Annotated in this window: 12 protein-coding genes; 4 read left to right on the top strand and 8 right to left on the bottom strand. The window is 70.1% G+C overall.

What is annotated here, in order from left to right; translation table 11 throughout:
* Positions 1–16: 16 nt before the first annotated feature.
* Both ABZ441_RS25550 and ABZ441_RS25545 read right to left on the bottom strand, forming a co-directional pair.
* Positions 17–1099 carry a GTP-binding protein gene (locus ABZ441_RS25550; protein WP_358978270.1) on the bottom strand — a complete coding sequence of 361 codons (1083 nt, stop codon included), beginning with the start codon at positions 1097–1099 and terminating at the stop codon, positions 17–19.
* Between the two features lie 21 nt (positions 1100–1120).
* On the bottom strand, positions 1121–2284 hold the full coding sequence (locus ABZ441_RS25545) for a citrate synthase/methylcitrate synthase (protein ID WP_358978268.1): 1164 nt from the start codon (positions 2282–2284) through the stop codon (positions 1121–1123).
* Positions 2285–2424: 140 nt separating this feature from the next.
* Here ABZ441_RS25545 and ABZ441_RS25540 point away from each other — a divergent pair, with 140 nt between their 5' ends.
* Positions 2425–3762 (top strand): citrate synthase, encoded by a 1338-nt coding sequence (locus ABZ441_RS25540; RefSeq protein ID WP_358978266.1) that lies wholly within the window; start codon positions 2425–2427, stop codon positions 3760–3762.
* Between the two features lie 30 nt (positions 3763–3792).
* Here the strand turns inward: ABZ441_RS25540 and ABZ441_RS25535 are convergent, their stop codons facing one another.
* Both ABZ441_RS25535 and ABZ441_RS25530 read right to left on the bottom strand, forming a co-directional pair.
* The gene (locus ABZ441_RS25535) at positions 3793–4800 is read right to left on the bottom strand and encodes a LacI family DNA-binding transcriptional regulator (protein WP_358978264.1); all 1008 of its coding nucleotides are present in this window, start codon (positions 4798–4800) and stop codon (positions 3793–3795) included.
* Between the two features lie 62 nt (positions 4801–4862).
* Positions 4863–5009 (bottom strand): hypothetical protein, encoded by a 147-nt coding sequence (locus ABZ441_RS25530; protein WP_358978262.1) that lies wholly within the window; start codon positions 5007–5009, stop codon positions 4863–4865.
* Between the two features lie 132 nt (positions 5010–5141).
* Here ABZ441_RS25530 and ABZ441_RS25525 point away from each other — a divergent pair, with 132 nt between their 5' ends.
* Both ABZ441_RS25525 and ABZ441_RS25520 read left to right on the top strand, forming a co-directional pair.
* On the top strand, positions 5142–6932 hold the full coding sequence (locus ABZ441_RS25525; protein ID WP_358978260.1) for a sensor histidine kinase: 1791 nt from the start codon (positions 5142–5144) through the stop codon (positions 6930–6932).
* Positions 6929–7606 carry a response regulator gene (locus tag ABZ441_RS25520; RefSeq protein ID WP_358978258.1) on the top strand — a complete coding sequence of 226 codons (678 nt, stop codon included), beginning with the start codon at positions 6929–6931 and terminating at the stop codon, positions 7604–7606. Before ABZ441_RS25525 ends, ABZ441_RS25520 begins: the two co-directional genes overlap by 4 nt.
* Positions 7607–7625: 19 nt before the next feature.
* On the opposite strand, the gene ABZ441_RS25515 is transcribed toward ABZ441_RS25520, so the two are convergent.
* From ABZ441_RS25515 to ABZ441_RS25505, 3 genes are all read right to left on the bottom strand, one after another.
* Positions 7626–9218, bottom strand: a complete 1593-nt coding sequence (locus ABZ441_RS25515) for a cation acetate symporter (protein ID WP_358978256.1) — start codon at positions 9216–9218, stop codon at positions 7626–7628.
* Complete coding sequence (locus ABZ441_RS25510) at positions 9215–9688, bottom strand: DUF485 domain-containing protein (protein ID WP_358978254.1); 474 nt, start codon at positions 9686–9688, stop codon at positions 9215–9217. The genes ABZ441_RS25515 and ABZ441_RS25510 overlap by 4 nt, the downstream gene beginning before the upstream one ends.
* A gap of 238 nt (positions 9689–9926) precedes the next feature.
* Complete coding sequence (locus ABZ441_RS25505; RefSeq protein ID WP_358978252.1) at positions 9927–12053, bottom strand: DNA topoisomerase IV subunit B; 2127 nt, start codon at positions 12051–12053, stop codon at positions 9927–9929.
* 433 nt (positions 12054–12486) lie between these two features.
* Between ABZ441_RS25505 and ABZ441_RS25500 the strand changes: the two genes are divergently transcribed.
* Positions 12487–12720 carry a hypothetical protein gene (locus tag ABZ441_RS25500; RefSeq protein WP_014153643.1) on the top strand — a complete coding sequence of 78 codons (234 nt, stop codon included), beginning with the start codon at positions 12487–12489 and terminating at the stop codon, positions 12718–12720.
* A gap of 112 nt (positions 12721–12832) precedes the next feature.
* Here the strand turns inward: ABZ441_RS25500 and ABZ441_RS25495 are convergent, their stop codons facing one another.
* On the bottom strand, positions 12833–13663 hold the full coding sequence (locus tag ABZ441_RS25495) for a serine protease (protein WP_358978249.1): 831 nt from the start codon (positions 13661–13663) through the stop codon (positions 12833–12835).
* Between the last annotated feature and the right edge of the window lie 64 nt (positions 13664–13727).

Raw genomic sequence — 13727 nt, 5'->3', positions numbered from 1 at the left:
GCGGCCCCCGGGGACCTCAGGCCCCGGCGTCGTCCGGCTGTCGCACGTAGCGCAGGACGCCCCACATGGCACGCTCCAGCCGCTCGGTGGCGTCCTGGTCGTCCGCGGCCGGCCGCCGAGCGTCCTGGCAGTCCTCCAGGCCCTTGCGCAGCGCCTCGGCGTCGATGCCGGAGCCGATCAGCACCAGCTGGGTCAACCGGGGCTCGTCGCGGGCCCAGCGCCGCGGCACGAAACGCAGGAACCCGCCGACGGCGTGCAGCGCGTACCGGTTGCCGGGGTCACCCGCACCGAAGTCGGCGAACCCCTTGATCCGGTAGAGGCCCGCGGGCCTGGAGTCGAGGAACGCCATGAAGCGGCGTGGACCGAGCGGCACGTCGGAGGTGAAGGACACACTCTCGTACGCCGCGTGCAGATGGTCCTCGTGCGTGCGGTCGGTCTCGGGCAGCAGGTCCTCGAACGTCAGCTGCCGGAACGAGCCGTCGTCGTCCGGACGGAGCACGGGGTCGAAGAGCAGCTCCGGGTCGATCCTCCCGTAGGTGGAGCAGATGACCGCCGCCCTTCCGCCCGACGCGCCGACCGTCTCCCTGACGGCACGCAGTCGCGCGTCCGTGACCCGGTCGGTCTTGTTCAGCACGATCAGGTCGGCGACCGCGAGATGACGGTCGATCTCCGGGTGCCGCTCACGCGTGGCCGGGAACTCGGCGGCGTCCACGACCTCGACCAGTCCCCCGTACCGGATATGCGGATTGTCGCTGGCCAGCAGCATCCGTACGAGTTCCTGGGGCTCGGCGAGGCCGCTCGCCTCGATGACGATCACGTCGAGCCGGGCAGCCGGCCCGGTCAGCGTCTCCAGGTAGGTGTCGAGCTCGCTCGCGTCGACGGCACAGCACAGGCAGCCGTTGCCCAGCGAGACGGTGGACCCGACCTGCCCGGCGACGGTCATGGCGTCGATCTCGATGGACCCGAAGTCATTGACGATGACACCGATCCGGTTGCCCGACCTGTTGCGGAGCAGATGGTTCAGCAGCGTCGTCTTGCCGGATCCGAGAAACCCCGCCAGGACGACGACCGGGATCTGCGGGGCGCGGGGCGGGGTCAACAGGAGCCTTCCTCGGGTCGGTCAGAGTGGCGGCACGGCGTGCGGGGGCGGGGTGCCGACGTAGCGGGCCGCCGGACGGATGATCTTCGAGTCGTCCGCCTGCTCCAGGATATTGGCGCTCCAGCCGACCATGCGCGCGGCACAGAAGGTGGGGGTGAACATCTCGCGGGGCAGCCCGCAGAGCTCCATGACGACACCGGCGTAGAACTCCACGTTCGTGTGCAGCTCACGTCCCGGCTTGAGCTCGGCGAGGATCGCCTCGACCCGGCGCTCCACCTCCACGGCGAGGTCGACGAGCGGACCGCCGAAGCTCTGCGCGACCGAGCGGAGCATGCGTGACCGCGGGTCCTCCGTGCGGTAGACGGGGTGCCCGAATCCCATGATCCGTTCTCCCGCGAGCACACGCTGCCGGATCCAGCCGTCGATCCGGTCCGGAGTGCCGATGGCGTCCAGGGTGTCCAGCGCCCGGCTGGGCGCGCCGCCGTGCAGCGGACCGGAGAGCGCGCCGACGGCTCCGACGAGACAGGCGGCGACATCGGCACCGGTGGAGGCGATCACCCGGGCCGTGAAGGTGGAGGCGTTGAAGCCGTGGTCGACGGTGGAGACGAGGTACCGCTCGACGGCCGCCGTCCGTGCGGTGTCCGGCTCCTCACCGGTGAGCATGTGGAGGTAGTTCGCGGCGAACGGGAGGTCGTCACGCGGTTCCACCGGCTCCAGCCCCTGGCCCAGTCGGTACAGGGAGGTCAGCACGGTGGGGACGGCGGCGCACACGGCGAGCGCGTCCTGTCTGCGGCGGTCGGCGCCGATGTCGTACACGGGGCGGAACCCCGCCGATGCCCCCAGCAGCGAGAGCGCGGTACGCAGTCCCGCGAGCGGGCCCGAGACCGCACCGGCGCGGGCGATGGCGGGTAGCGCCTCCCGCACCTCAGGGGGCAACCGGCGCAGCCCGGCGGTGCACGCGGCGAAGGCGGTGCTCTCCGCCCGTCCGGGCAGCTCGCCGTGGAACATCAGGTACCAGACGTCCTCGAAGCTGCGGCGCTGCGCCAGCTCGATCGCCGAGTACTGCCGGTAGTGGTAGAAGCCCTCGCGTCCGCGCACGTCTCCCAGCGCGGTGTCGGTGACGATCACGCCGGCGAGGCCCCGGGGTGCAGCGAGCGGTGTGGATTCCGTTTGCGAGGCGGGCATGGCAGGTCTCTCCTCCACAGCGAATTGAACGTTGATTCGACTGTCTATGATTGACTCATGACCTGTCAACATTGATCAAATCAACATGAAAGGGGGTGAGGAATGATCCGGCATTGACGGATACGGATACGGTGGACGCCATGACGCATGACTCGGCGCACGGGACCGGCACACAGGACGCGGGAGCCGAGGGGGTGACGCAGGAGCGCAGGCTCACCACCCGGGAGGCCGCCGAGCGGCTCGGGGTGAAGCCCGAGACCGTGTACGCGTACGTGAGCCGGGGGCAGCTCGCCAGCAGACGCGCCCCTGGAGGACGCGGCAGCACGTTCGACGCCTCCGAGGTCGAAGCCCTGGTCCGCCGGGCCGGGCGCAGGGAGCCTTCGCCCTCCGGCACGGGTGATCTGGTCTTCCGCACCGCGATCACGCTCATCGAGCCGGACCGCTACTACTTCCGCGGCGTCGACGCGACCGAGCTCGCCCGCCACTACGGGTACGAGGAGGTCGCAGAGTGGATCTGGACCGGCGAGCTCCGTGCCGGAACCCGCTTCACCGCCGCGCCCGAGTCCCTCGCGGCGGCACGGCGCACCGCCGCCTCGATGCCGCGGCACAGCAGTTCGACGGACCGGCTCCGGGCCGCCGTAGCCGCTGCCGCGTCCGCCGACCCGCTGCGGTTCGACCTCTCCCCCGCGGGGGTACTCAACAGCGCACGCAGTCTGATCCCCACCCTCGTGGGCGCGCTGCCGCCGGCCGGAGAGGCTGACGGCGAGGGCGGCTCTCTCGCCGCGCAGCTCTGGCCGAAGCTTTCCGCGCGGCCTGCCGACGCGGCGTCGCTGGCCGTGCTCGACACCGCGCTCACACTGCTGGCCGACCACGATCTCGCGGCCTCGACCCTGGCAGCACGCGTCGCCGCGTCGGCCCACGCCCACCCGTACGCCGTGGTATCCGCCGGGCTGGGCGTGCTGGAAGGGCCGCTGCACGGCGCCGCGAGCGGACTGGCGCACCGCATGCTGCTGGAGGTCATGGACCGGGGTGGCGCGGCTCCGGTCGTCGCGGATCATCTGCGCACCGGCCGGCGGGTACCGGGGCTCGGCCATCGCCTCTACGCCGCCGAGGACCCACGGGCCCGGGCGCTGTTCGCGCTCCTGGACGAGATGCCGTCGGCCGCCCCGGTGACCGCGGCGGCCCGCGAGGTGGTCGCGACCACCGCTGGGCACACGCCCCTGCACGCCAACGTCGACCTGGCCCTGGCCGTCTTCTCGGTCGCGTGCGGCATGCCCGCCGAGACGGGCGAGACAGTGTTCGCGGTGTCGCGTACGGCGGGCTGGATCGCCCACGCGATGGAGGAGTACGCGGAACGGCCGCTGCGCATGCGGCCCATCGGGCAGTACAGCGGTCCACGCCCGCCCCGGCCATTGCCGGCGCCGGAGGCGGCTGCCTCGGAGAGTGGAGCCCCCTCAGGACACCCGCCTGCAAATTAGCTACAGCCGGGAGAAAATCTCGCCTTCTCCTTACCGGGGCGGGCGGGCCGTGGACCCGCGAACGACCAGTTCGGGTTCGAAGAGGAGTTCGTCCGACGGCACCGCACGGCCCCCGATCTGCACCGAGAGCAGTTCGACCGCGGCCCTGCCCATGGCTTCGATCGGCTGGCGCACCGTGGTCAGCGGCGGTTCCGTGCAGTTCATGAAGGCCGAGTCGTCGTAGCCGACCACGGAGACGTCGCCGGGCACCGACAACCCGCGGCGCCGCGCCGCGCGTACCGCGCCCAGGGCGAGCGGGTCACTCGCGCAGATGATGCCGGTGATCCCCTGGTCGAGCAGCCGCGTGGCTGCGGCCTGGCCGCCCTCGAGCGAGAACATGGCACGGGACACCCGCTCGTCCGGCACGGTCGTCCCCGACTGGGCGGCCAGCGTGCGCACGGCAGCGAGCTTGCGCTGCGAGGGCATGTGGTCGGCCGGGCCCAGGACGAACCCGATCCGCTCGTGGCCCAGCGAGACCAGATGACGCCAGGCCTGCTCGACGGCCACGGAGTCGTCGCAGGAGACCGCGGGGAATCCCAGGTGGGCGATGGCGGCATTGATCAGGACGACCGGGATCTTGCGGTCGGCGAGCACCTTGTAGTGGTCGTGGGGGGCGTCGGCCTGCGCGTACAGACCTCCGGCGAACACGACTCCGGACACCTGCTGCTGAAGGAGGAGCTCGACGTAGTCGGCTTCGGAGACCCCGCCCTTGGTCTGCGTGCAGAGCACCGGAGTCAGTCCCTGCTGGGCGAGCGCACCGCCGACCACTTCGGCGAAAGCCGGGAAGATCGGGTTCTGCAGCTCGGGCAGGACCAGTCCCACCAGGCGGGCACGCTCACCGCGCAGTTGCGTCGGACGCTCGTATCCGAGCACGTCCAGCGCGGAGAGAACTGCTTGCCGAGTGGCGTCGGAGACGCCCGGCTTGCCGTTCAGCACGCGGCTGACCGTGGCCTCGCTGACTCCTACCTTCTGGGCAACCTGAGCAAGTCGTCGCGTCATGCGCGCAAGATTAGCGCAAAAATCGCAAGAATATTGCGCTGGAGCGGAGTCTCGTAGAACGCTCACAGACAGAGCGCGGGGAGGCAAGAGCCCTGCCCGACCGGGAAGCCGGAGGCCGGGTCGGTCGGGTCGGTCGGGTCGGTCGGGTCGGTCGGGTCGGTCGGGTCGGTCGGGTCGGTCGGGTCGGTCGGGTCGGTCGGCATCAGCATGCGGCCGCCAGCGGTCGGCGGCCGGTAGACCTGGCTCCGGCAGGCGATCGGCCGTGCTTCGCCAGGCGATCAGCCCGTACTCCGGCGGGCGGAAATTTCGGTAAGCACGGTTTGCCCCTTACCGTTCGTACGATGAGCGCCCCATCGACCACCCCACGGGGACCGCGCCGATTCGGCTGGCCGCAGCGGGTCTTCTCGCAGGTCCTGCTGATGCAGCTGGCCATCATCACCGGCGTCACGGTCCTCGTCACGGGCCTCTTCCTGGCGCCGCTCAGCGCGCAGCTCGACGACCAGGCGATGCGCCGGGCCCTGGCGATCGCGCAGAGCACGGCGGCACAGCCCCAGATCGCCAGCTCGCTGCTCACCACCGAGCCGCGCCCGGACGGTGCCGTGCAGGCCGCGGCTGAGCGGATCAGGCGGTCGACCGGCGCCGAGTACGTCGTGATCATGGACAGGCAAGGGGTGCGCTGGTCGCACACCGACTCCTCCCGCATCGGCGAGGTCGTCTCCACCGATCCCAGCACGGCGCTCGCCGGCCGGTCCGTGATGGAGATCGACAGCGGCACACTCGGCCGTTCGGCCCGCGGCAAGGTCCCGCTCCTCGACGGATCGGAACGGGTCGTCGGCGCCGTCTCGGTCGGAATCGCGTACGACAGCGTCCGAGCCCGGCTGCTCGCCGCGATCCCCGGCATCCTCGCGTATGCGGGCGGTGCGCTGGCCGTAGGAGCCCTGGCCGCCTATCTGATCTCCCGCCGCCTCCAGCGACAGACCCACGACCTCGCCTTCTCCGACATCTCCGCGCTGCTGACCGAACGCGAGGCCATGCTGCACAGCATCCGTGAGGGAGTCGTCGCACTCGACCGCACCGGACGCATCAGGCTCCTGAACGACGAGGCCCAGCGACTGCTCGGCCTCGGCCCGGACGCCGCCGGCAGGCAACTCGACGAGGCCCTGGGCGAGGGCCGGACCACCGACGTACTGGCCGGGCGGGTGGTCGGCGACGACCTGGTGACGGTCCGGGGGAACCGCGTGCTGCTCGCCAACCGGGTGCCGACCGACGACGGCGGGGCCGTGGCCACGCTGCGCGACCGTACGGAGCTGGAGTACCTGGGCCGCGAGCTCGACTCCACCCATGGTCTGATCGACGCACTCCGCGCACAGGACCACGAGCACGCCAACCGGCTCCACACCCTGCTGGGACTGCTGGAACTCGAGATGCACGAAGAGGCCGTGGAGTTCGTCACGGAGGTCGTCGGCGTCCACCGGGCGACGGCGGAGCAGGTCACCGAGAAGGTCCACGATCCTCTGCTGGCCTCCCTCCTCGTCGGCAAGGCCACCGTGGCCGCAGAGCGCGGGGTCGCCCTGCGCATGGCCCCGGGGACACTGCTGCCGGACCGGCTGGTGGACCCACGCGGACTCGTCACGGTCCTCGGCAACCTGGTCGACAACGCGCTGGACGCGGCCGCCGGATCGGACGAGGCGAGGATCGAGGTCGAGCTGCGGGCCGAGGACCGTACGGTGGTCCTCCGGGTGCGCGACAGCGGACCCGGAGTGCCGGCCGGCGACCACGAATCCATCTTCATGGAGGGCTGGTCGACCAAGGAACTGCCGGCCCACGGCAAGCGCGGCCTGGGGCTGCCCCTGGTGCGGCGGCTCGCCGAGCGACAGGGCGGCAGCGTGTCCGTAGCCGGCTTCGCCGGGGGCGGGGCGGTGTTCACCGTGGTCCTTCCGGAGGCTCTGGGCGAGCCGGATCGGCTGAGCACCCCCTCCCCCGGCGAACAGGAAATTCCGGACCTCCCCGGTCGGGGCGGACCCGAAGGTCTCTCCGCCCACAGCCGGGCCGATACGGATCGTACGGGCGGCACCGCTCCCGGTGGCCCCCCTGTCCCCGGACGACCCGCGACGTCAGGAGAGCTCCCGTGATCGAGGTGCTGGTCGTGGACGACGACGTACGGGTCGCCCGTATCAACGCGGCCTACGTCTCCAAGGTGCCCGGATTCAGGGTGGCCGCCACGGCCCACTCGGCGTCCGAGGCCCTCGCCAGGATCGGCGATACGCCCATCGACCTGATCCTGCTCGATCACTACCTGCCGGACCGCAACGGCCTGGCCGTGGTCCGGGAGCTGCGCGGGCTCGGCCACCACACCGACGTGATCATGGTGACGGCCGCGCGCGACGTCGCGACCGTTCAGGCGGCGATGCGCCACGGCGCCCTCCAGTACCTGGTGAAGCCGTTCGCGTACGCCGGGCTTCGCACCAAGCTGGAGGCGTACGCCGCACTGCGCCGCACCTTCGAGGGAGGCGGCGAGGCCGAGCAGACGGAGGTGGACCGGCTGTTCGGGGCCTTGTGGGCCACGGACGGGTCCGATCTCCCCAAGGGCCATTCGACGACGACCGCGGAACTGGTCCGGCAGGCCTTGCGCGCGGCCGACGGTCCACTCTCCGCGCAGGAGGTCGCGGAGAGCGCCGGTATGAGCCGACAGACGGCACAGCGCTATCTGAAGCTCCTGGAGCGCACGGGCCGGGTGCGGCTGTCACTCAGGTACGGGGAGACGGGCCGTCCGGAACACCGGTACACCTGGGCCACCGGCTCCTGAACCCGCTCGCGGGCCCGGGCTACGCCGCCCCCGCCCCCGTGAGCGACCTGACCTCCGTCTCCGCGTGTTTCGCCGGGTCGGGAGGCTCGGGCGAGGTGACGGTGCCGATCCATCCCGCCAGGAAGCCGGCCGGGATCGACACCAGCCCCGGGTTCTCCAGGGGGAAGAGCGCGAGATCCACACCGGGGAAGAGCGAGGTGGGGCTCCCCGAGACGATCGGGGAGAGCAGGACGAGCACGACTGCCGGGATCAGGCCGCCGTAGACCGCCCAGACCGCTCCCCTCGTGGTGAAGTTCCGCCAGAACAGGGAGTAGAGCAGCGCGGGCAGGTTGGCGGAGGCCGCGACGGCGAAGGCCAGACCCACCAGGAAGGCGACGTTCAGATCCTGGGCGAGGAGTCCGAGGGCGATGGCCACCACTCCGACGCCCGCCGCCGCCACCCGTGCCACGCCGACCTCGCTCCGCGGTCTGGAACCCGGCCGCCGGAAGGAGGCGTAGAGGTCGTGGGCGACGGAGGCGGAGGAGGCGAGGGTGATCCCGGCGACGACGGCGAGGATCGTGGCGAAGGCGACGGCGGCCACGACCGCGAAGAGCACCGTTCCGCCCGTCGAACCCTCCCCACCCCCGAGGACGAGCGCCAGGAGCGGGACAGCGGTGTTCCCGGAGGCATTGGACGCCCGGACGTCCGCGGAGCCGACGAGCGCGGCCGCTCCGAACCCCAGCACGATGGTCATCAGGTAGAAGCTGCCGATCAGGCCGACGGACCAGACGACGGAGCGCCGCGCCGCGCGGGCGGTGGGAACGGTGTAGAAGCGCGACAGGATGTGCGGCAGGCCGGCCGTGCCGAGGACGAGCGCGAGGCCGAGGCTGATGAAGTCGAGACGCGCCGTCCAGTTCCCCCCGTACCTGAGCCCCGGCGCGAGGAAGTCCCGGCCGTGGCCGCTGCGCTCTGCAGCCGAATTGAGCAGGGCGTTGACGTCCCCGTGGAAGCGGGCGAGGACGAGCACGGTGAGCGCGACGGCGCCGGCCATCAGCAGCACCGCCTTGACGATCTGGATCCACGTCGTGGCGCGCATGCCGCCGAAGGACACGTAGACCACCATGAGCGCTCCCACTCCGACCACCGTCCACGATCGCGCGGTGTCGCTCGTTCCACCGAGCAGCAGCGCGACCAGGCTCCCCGCCCCCACCATCTGGGCCACCAGGTAGAGAACCGAGACCGTGACGGACGAGGCGCCCACCGCCGTACGCACCGGGCGTTCCGCCATCCGGGCGGCCACCACGTCGGCGAGGGTGAACCTCCCGCAGTTACGCACCAGTTCGGCGACGAGGAGCAGGACGACGAGCCAGGCCACGAGGAAACCCACGGAGTAGAGCATGCCGTCGTAGCCGAAGAGTGCGATCAGGCCCGAGATACCGAGGAAGGACGCGGCGGACATGTAGTCACCGGCGATGGCGAATCCGTTCTCCATCGGGGAGAACAGCCGTCCGCCCGCGTAGAACTCCTCGGCGGAACCCTGCCTGTTCCGGCTGACCCAGGTGGTGATGCCGAGCGTAACCGCGATGAACACACTGAACAGCAGCAGAGCCAGGGTCTGGTGGTCCTCCCTCACCGGCCGGCCCCTCTTGTCATCTCCTGGGTGTCCCAGCGCAGTTCCAGGGCGGCGCGGTCCCGGTGGAGACGCGCGTGACGTGCATACGCCCAGGTGAGCAGGAACGTGGTGAAGAACTGGCCGAGCCCCGCCACCATGGCCACGTTGAACGCGCCGACGACGGGCCGCGCCATCAGGTCGTGTGCGGTGGTGGCCACGACGACATAGGCGAGATACCAGAGCAGGAACGCGGCCGCCGCAGGAACCACGAACCGCCTGTACCGACGGCGCACTTCGCGAAACGCCGGGCTGTTCTGCACCTCCAGATAGATCTCGGCCGCGCTGTGGCAGCGCTGCTCCGCCTGCCGGCACGGCATGTCTGCCGTGACGGCCGACGCTCCGTCCGGCTCGCCCCACCCCGTGGCCGACGGCTCGTACCACGGGTCGTCGAGCCGCATAGCCGAGGCGCCCGGCCCTGCTTCCTTCTCCACCAAGAACTCCCTTGTCCACGAGCCTTTTCGGCCGCGTAGCCAAGAATGGGCAGATCGGGTAGATCTCGGGCACTTCATTCGCCGTGCTTCACCATTTCAGGTGACGGAGATGCCGGGCGGGTGTGCGAGCCCCCGGCCGTACGCATAGCGCGCAGCCCCTGTTCCGTCGCGCGCCCCTGTCGTGGCGACGGGGCCGCCCGTGGGTGGAGAAGATGCCTCCACCCACGGGTGGAGGTCGTCAGACGTCGATGCGCGAGCGGTCCAGGGTAGCGGCGGAGCTGGTGATGAACTCCTTGCGGGGGGCGACCTCGTTGCCCATCAGCAGATCGAAGACGTGCTCCGAGGATTCGAGGTCACCGATGTTGATCCGGCGCAGGGTCCGGTGGCGCGGGTCCATCGTGGTCTCCGCCAACTGGTCGGCGTCCATCTCTCCGAGACCCTTGTAGCGCTGGATCGAGTCCTTGAACCGGACGTTCTTGCGCTGCAACTCCAGCAGGGTCTGCCGGAGCTCGTTGTCGGAGTAGGTGTAGATGTACTTGTCCTGGCCCTTCTTGGGCTGGACGAGCTCGATCCGGTGCAGCGGGGGCACGGCCGCGAAGACCCGCCCGGCCTCGACCATGGGCCGCATGTAGCGCTGGAAGAGCGTGAGCAGCAGGGTGCGGATGTGCGAACCGTCGACGTCGGCGTCCGTCATCATGATGACCTTGCCGTAGCGTGCGGCGTCGATGTCGAAGGTACGTCCGGAGCCTGCTCCTATGACCTGGATGATGGCCCCGCACTCGGCGTTCTTGAGCATGTCCGACACGGACGACTTCTGTACGTTGAGGATCTTGCCGCGGATCGGCAGCAGGGCCTGGAACTCACTGTTGCGGGCCAGCTTCGCCGTACCGAGGGCCGAGTCGCCCTCCACGATGAAGAGCTCGCTGCGCTCCACGTCGTCGCTCCGGCAGTCTGCGAGCTTCGCGGGCAGCGAGGAGGACTCCAGCGCGGTCTTGCGGCGCTGCGCGTCCTTGTGCTGGCGTGCGGCGATGCGGGTTCGGGCCGCGGCCACCGCCTTGTCGAGCACCGCTCTGGCCTGGGCTTTGGCGTCCCGCTTCGTCGACGTGAGGAACGCCTTGAGCTCCTTGGCGACCACATTGGCCACGATCCGGTTGGCAGCCGAGGTGCCCAGCACCTCCTTCGTCTGTCCTTCGAACTGCGGCTCCGCGAGCCGTACGGTGACGACCGCGGTCAGGCCTTCCAGAGCGTCGTCCTTGACGACGTCGTCCTCGGCGACGCGCAGCAGCTTGGCGGAGCGCAGCACCTCGTTCACCGTCTTCGTGAGAGAGCGCTCGAATCCGGTGACGTGGGTGCCGCCCTTGGGGGTGGCGATGATGTTGACGAAGGACTTGAGGTTGGTGTCGTAGCCGGTGCCCCAGCGCAGGGCGATGTCGACGGCCAGCTCGCGGGTGACCTCGGTCGCCGTCATGTGTCCGCGGTCGTCCAGGACCGGCACGGTCTCCTTGAAGGTCCCCGTGCCGCTCAGGCGCTGGACGTCGCAGACGGCCTTGTCCTGCGCCAGGTACTCGCAGAACTCGCTGATCCCTCCGTCGAAACGGAAGGTCTCCTCCGTCTTGCCCTCTCCGTCGATGCCTCGCTCGTCGCGTACGACGATGGTCAGGCCGGGCACGAGGAAAGCGGTCTGGCGGGCCCGCTGGTACAGCGTCTCCAGGTTGAGCTTCGCGTCCTTGAGGAAGATCTGGCGGTCCGCCCAGTACCGCACCCGGGTACCCGTACGCGTCTTGGGAACCCGCTTGCCCTTGCGGAGACCGTTGGCGGGATCGAAGGGGCTGTCCGGCCCCTGCTCGGTGAACATGCCCGGGACACCGCGCCGGAAGCTGATGGAGTGGGTCGCGCTGTTGCGGTCGACCTCGACGTCCAGTCGGGCGGAGAGCGCGTTCACGACCGAGGCGCCGACGCCGTGCAGGCCACCCGACGCCGCGTAGGACCCGCCGCCGAACTTTCCGCCGGCGTGCAGTTTGGTCATGACGACCTCGATGCCGGAGAGCCCGGTCTTAGGCTCCACGTCCACGGGAATGCCGCGGCCGTTGTCCCGCACCTCGACGGAGGCGTCGTCGTGGAGGATGACCTCGATGGTGTCGCAGTGGCCCCCGAGGGCCTCGTCGACGGAGTTGTCGATGATCTCCCAGAGGCAGTGCATGAGTCCGCGGCTGTCCGTGGACCCGATGTACATGCCGGGGCGCTTACGGACCGCTTCGAGCCCTTCGAGGACGAGAAGGTGCCGCGCGGTGTAGTTGGAGCTGTCCCTGTCTGCGCCGCCTGCTCCGGTCAGCAGCGCAGTGGACGGCACGGAATCGGCGGTCACGCGGTTCGCTCCTCGCTGAATTTTCATTTGGGGCCCAGTGGGTGACGGGCTCGGCCTCGGTGGCCGCTGAGAGCCTACCGAGGCCTGGTAGAGCGGTTGTAACGCCACCCAGGGGGAATCCTTATGCTAGTCCAGCCTCGCATACGCGTTCGATCACTCGTTGGAGTGACATGCACATCACGTTCCCTTCGAGGCATGAACCATTTAGGCTCCGGGCACGTCCTCATGAACAACCGGCAAGCCAGCCGGCGGACCGGCCCACACAAGCAACGCGAAACCGTAGCGCTACGCAATACGGCACATTCGCCGCGAACCAGCAACAGACAGCCATCCCGAGAAGAAGTTTCGAAGAAATGCCACGAGCGGGAACGTTTTCGGCCTGGTTGGATGTTGACCCTGGTACGACAGCTCGTCGAGCTAGAGAAGAGGCGACGTGACTACTGTTCTGACCCCCGCGAGCCCGCTGACCGCAGCAGACCGCTGTGACCGTTGCGGCGCCCAGGCATATCTGCGCGTCGTGCTGATCAGTGGCGGTGAACTGCTGTTCTGCGCCCACCACGGGCGCAAGTTCGAGCCGGAACTCAAGAAGATCGCCGCGGAAATACAGGATGAGACAGATCGGCTCACGGCCGTGCAGGCCAGTGCCGCCGACGAGGAACAACACTGACACCTCGCATCCACGACGAGCTATGGGCACGGTCCAGGACCGGCCGACGGGCGGCTCCCTCAGGGGAAGCCGCCCGTTCTCACGTTTTCGGACGCCTGTGCGGTCTCCGCGGTCAGGTCCGGTCAGCCATCCACCGGATCGCTGCGGAGACGCGTGTGTACACCCCAGGACTTCCGGGGCTCCCGCAGCCACTGCCCCACGAGACGAGCCCGACGAGGCGCCCACGGGCCACCAGCGGGCCTCCGCTGTCCCCCTGGCACGCGTCGCGCCCACCCGCGGCGTCACCGGCACAGAGCATCGATGAGGCGTCGTACGCGCCTTGTGCGCCGCCCGGGTAAGCCCGTCGGCAGTCGCTGTCGGACATCACCCGCACCGTGGTGGCGCGCAGTCCTGACGCGTAGGCGCCGTACCCGGTGGTGTCCCCCCAGCCGTAGACCGTCGCCGGGGTCCCTGGCTCGTAGGCGGCACTCCCGGCCCCGGCCATCGGGATGGCACTGCCCTTCGGGAGTGGCCGGTCCAGGGTGAGGACCGCGAGATCGCCGGCGTTGCTGCCCGGGTCGTAAGCCGGGTTCACCCACACCGAACGCACCGGGATCTCCTGGCCGCCGGGCTCGTTCAGCTCGTCCCGCCCGGCGATGATCCGCAGATCCCGGACCTCCTGGACCGTGGCTCCCAGGACGTCGTCCCCCATGCAGTGGGCAGCCGTCAGCACCTTGGTGGGTGCGATCGCCACACCGCCGCAGAACTGACCCGCGCGGGTTCCGCCGAACCGGTCACGGCTCGACACGGCCACGGTCCACGGACTGTCCGCGACGGCCACGGGCCGTCCGCCGACGATGATGCTGTCCGCCGAGGCGGGCACCGGAGGACCGAGCGGTATCACAGCCGCAGCGACGGCCAAGGTACAGGCGGCGGGGAGGACACGGACGAGAGCGCGGGGCATGGAGGCTCCTTACACCGAGGTGGACATTGCCCACTCAGCGTCATCCGCCCCGGTGTCGCCCGCA

This window comes from Streptomyces sp. NPDC005752 (genome assembly GCF_040630715.1).
Lineage (GTDB): Bacteria > Actinomycetota > Actinomycetes > Streptomycetales > Streptomycetaceae > Streptomyces.
The sequence above is the reverse complement of the archived record's forward strand: the minus strand, read 5'-3'. Positions and strand labels throughout refer to the sequence as shown.

Bases quoted from the DNA above. Each gene is read 5' to 3' on its own strand.
- ABZ441_RS25545 (WP_358978268.1), bottom strand. From the start codon at position 2,284: ATGCCCGCCTCGCAAACGGAATCCACACCGCTCGCTGCACCCCGGGGC.
- ABZ441_RS25540 (WP_358978266.1), top strand. From the start codon at position 2,425: ATGACGCATGACTCGGCGCACGGGACCGGCACACAGGACGCGGGAGCC.
- ABZ441_RS25535 (WP_358978264.1), bottom strand. From the start codon at position 4,800: ATGACGCGACGACTTGCTCAGGTTGCCCAGAAGGTAGGAGTCAGCGAG.
- ABZ441_RS25530 (WP_358978262.1), bottom strand. From the start codon at position 5,009: ATGCTGATGCCGACCGACCCGACCGACCCGACCGACCCGACCGACCCG.
- ABZ441_RS25525 (WP_358978260.1), top strand. From the start codon at position 5,142: ATGAGCGCCCCATCGACCACCCCACGGGGACCGCGCCGATTCGGCTGG.
- ABZ441_RS25495 (WP_358978249.1), bottom strand. From the start codon at position 13,663: ATGCCCCGCGCTCTCGTCCGTGTCCTCCCCGCCGCCTGTACCTTGGCC.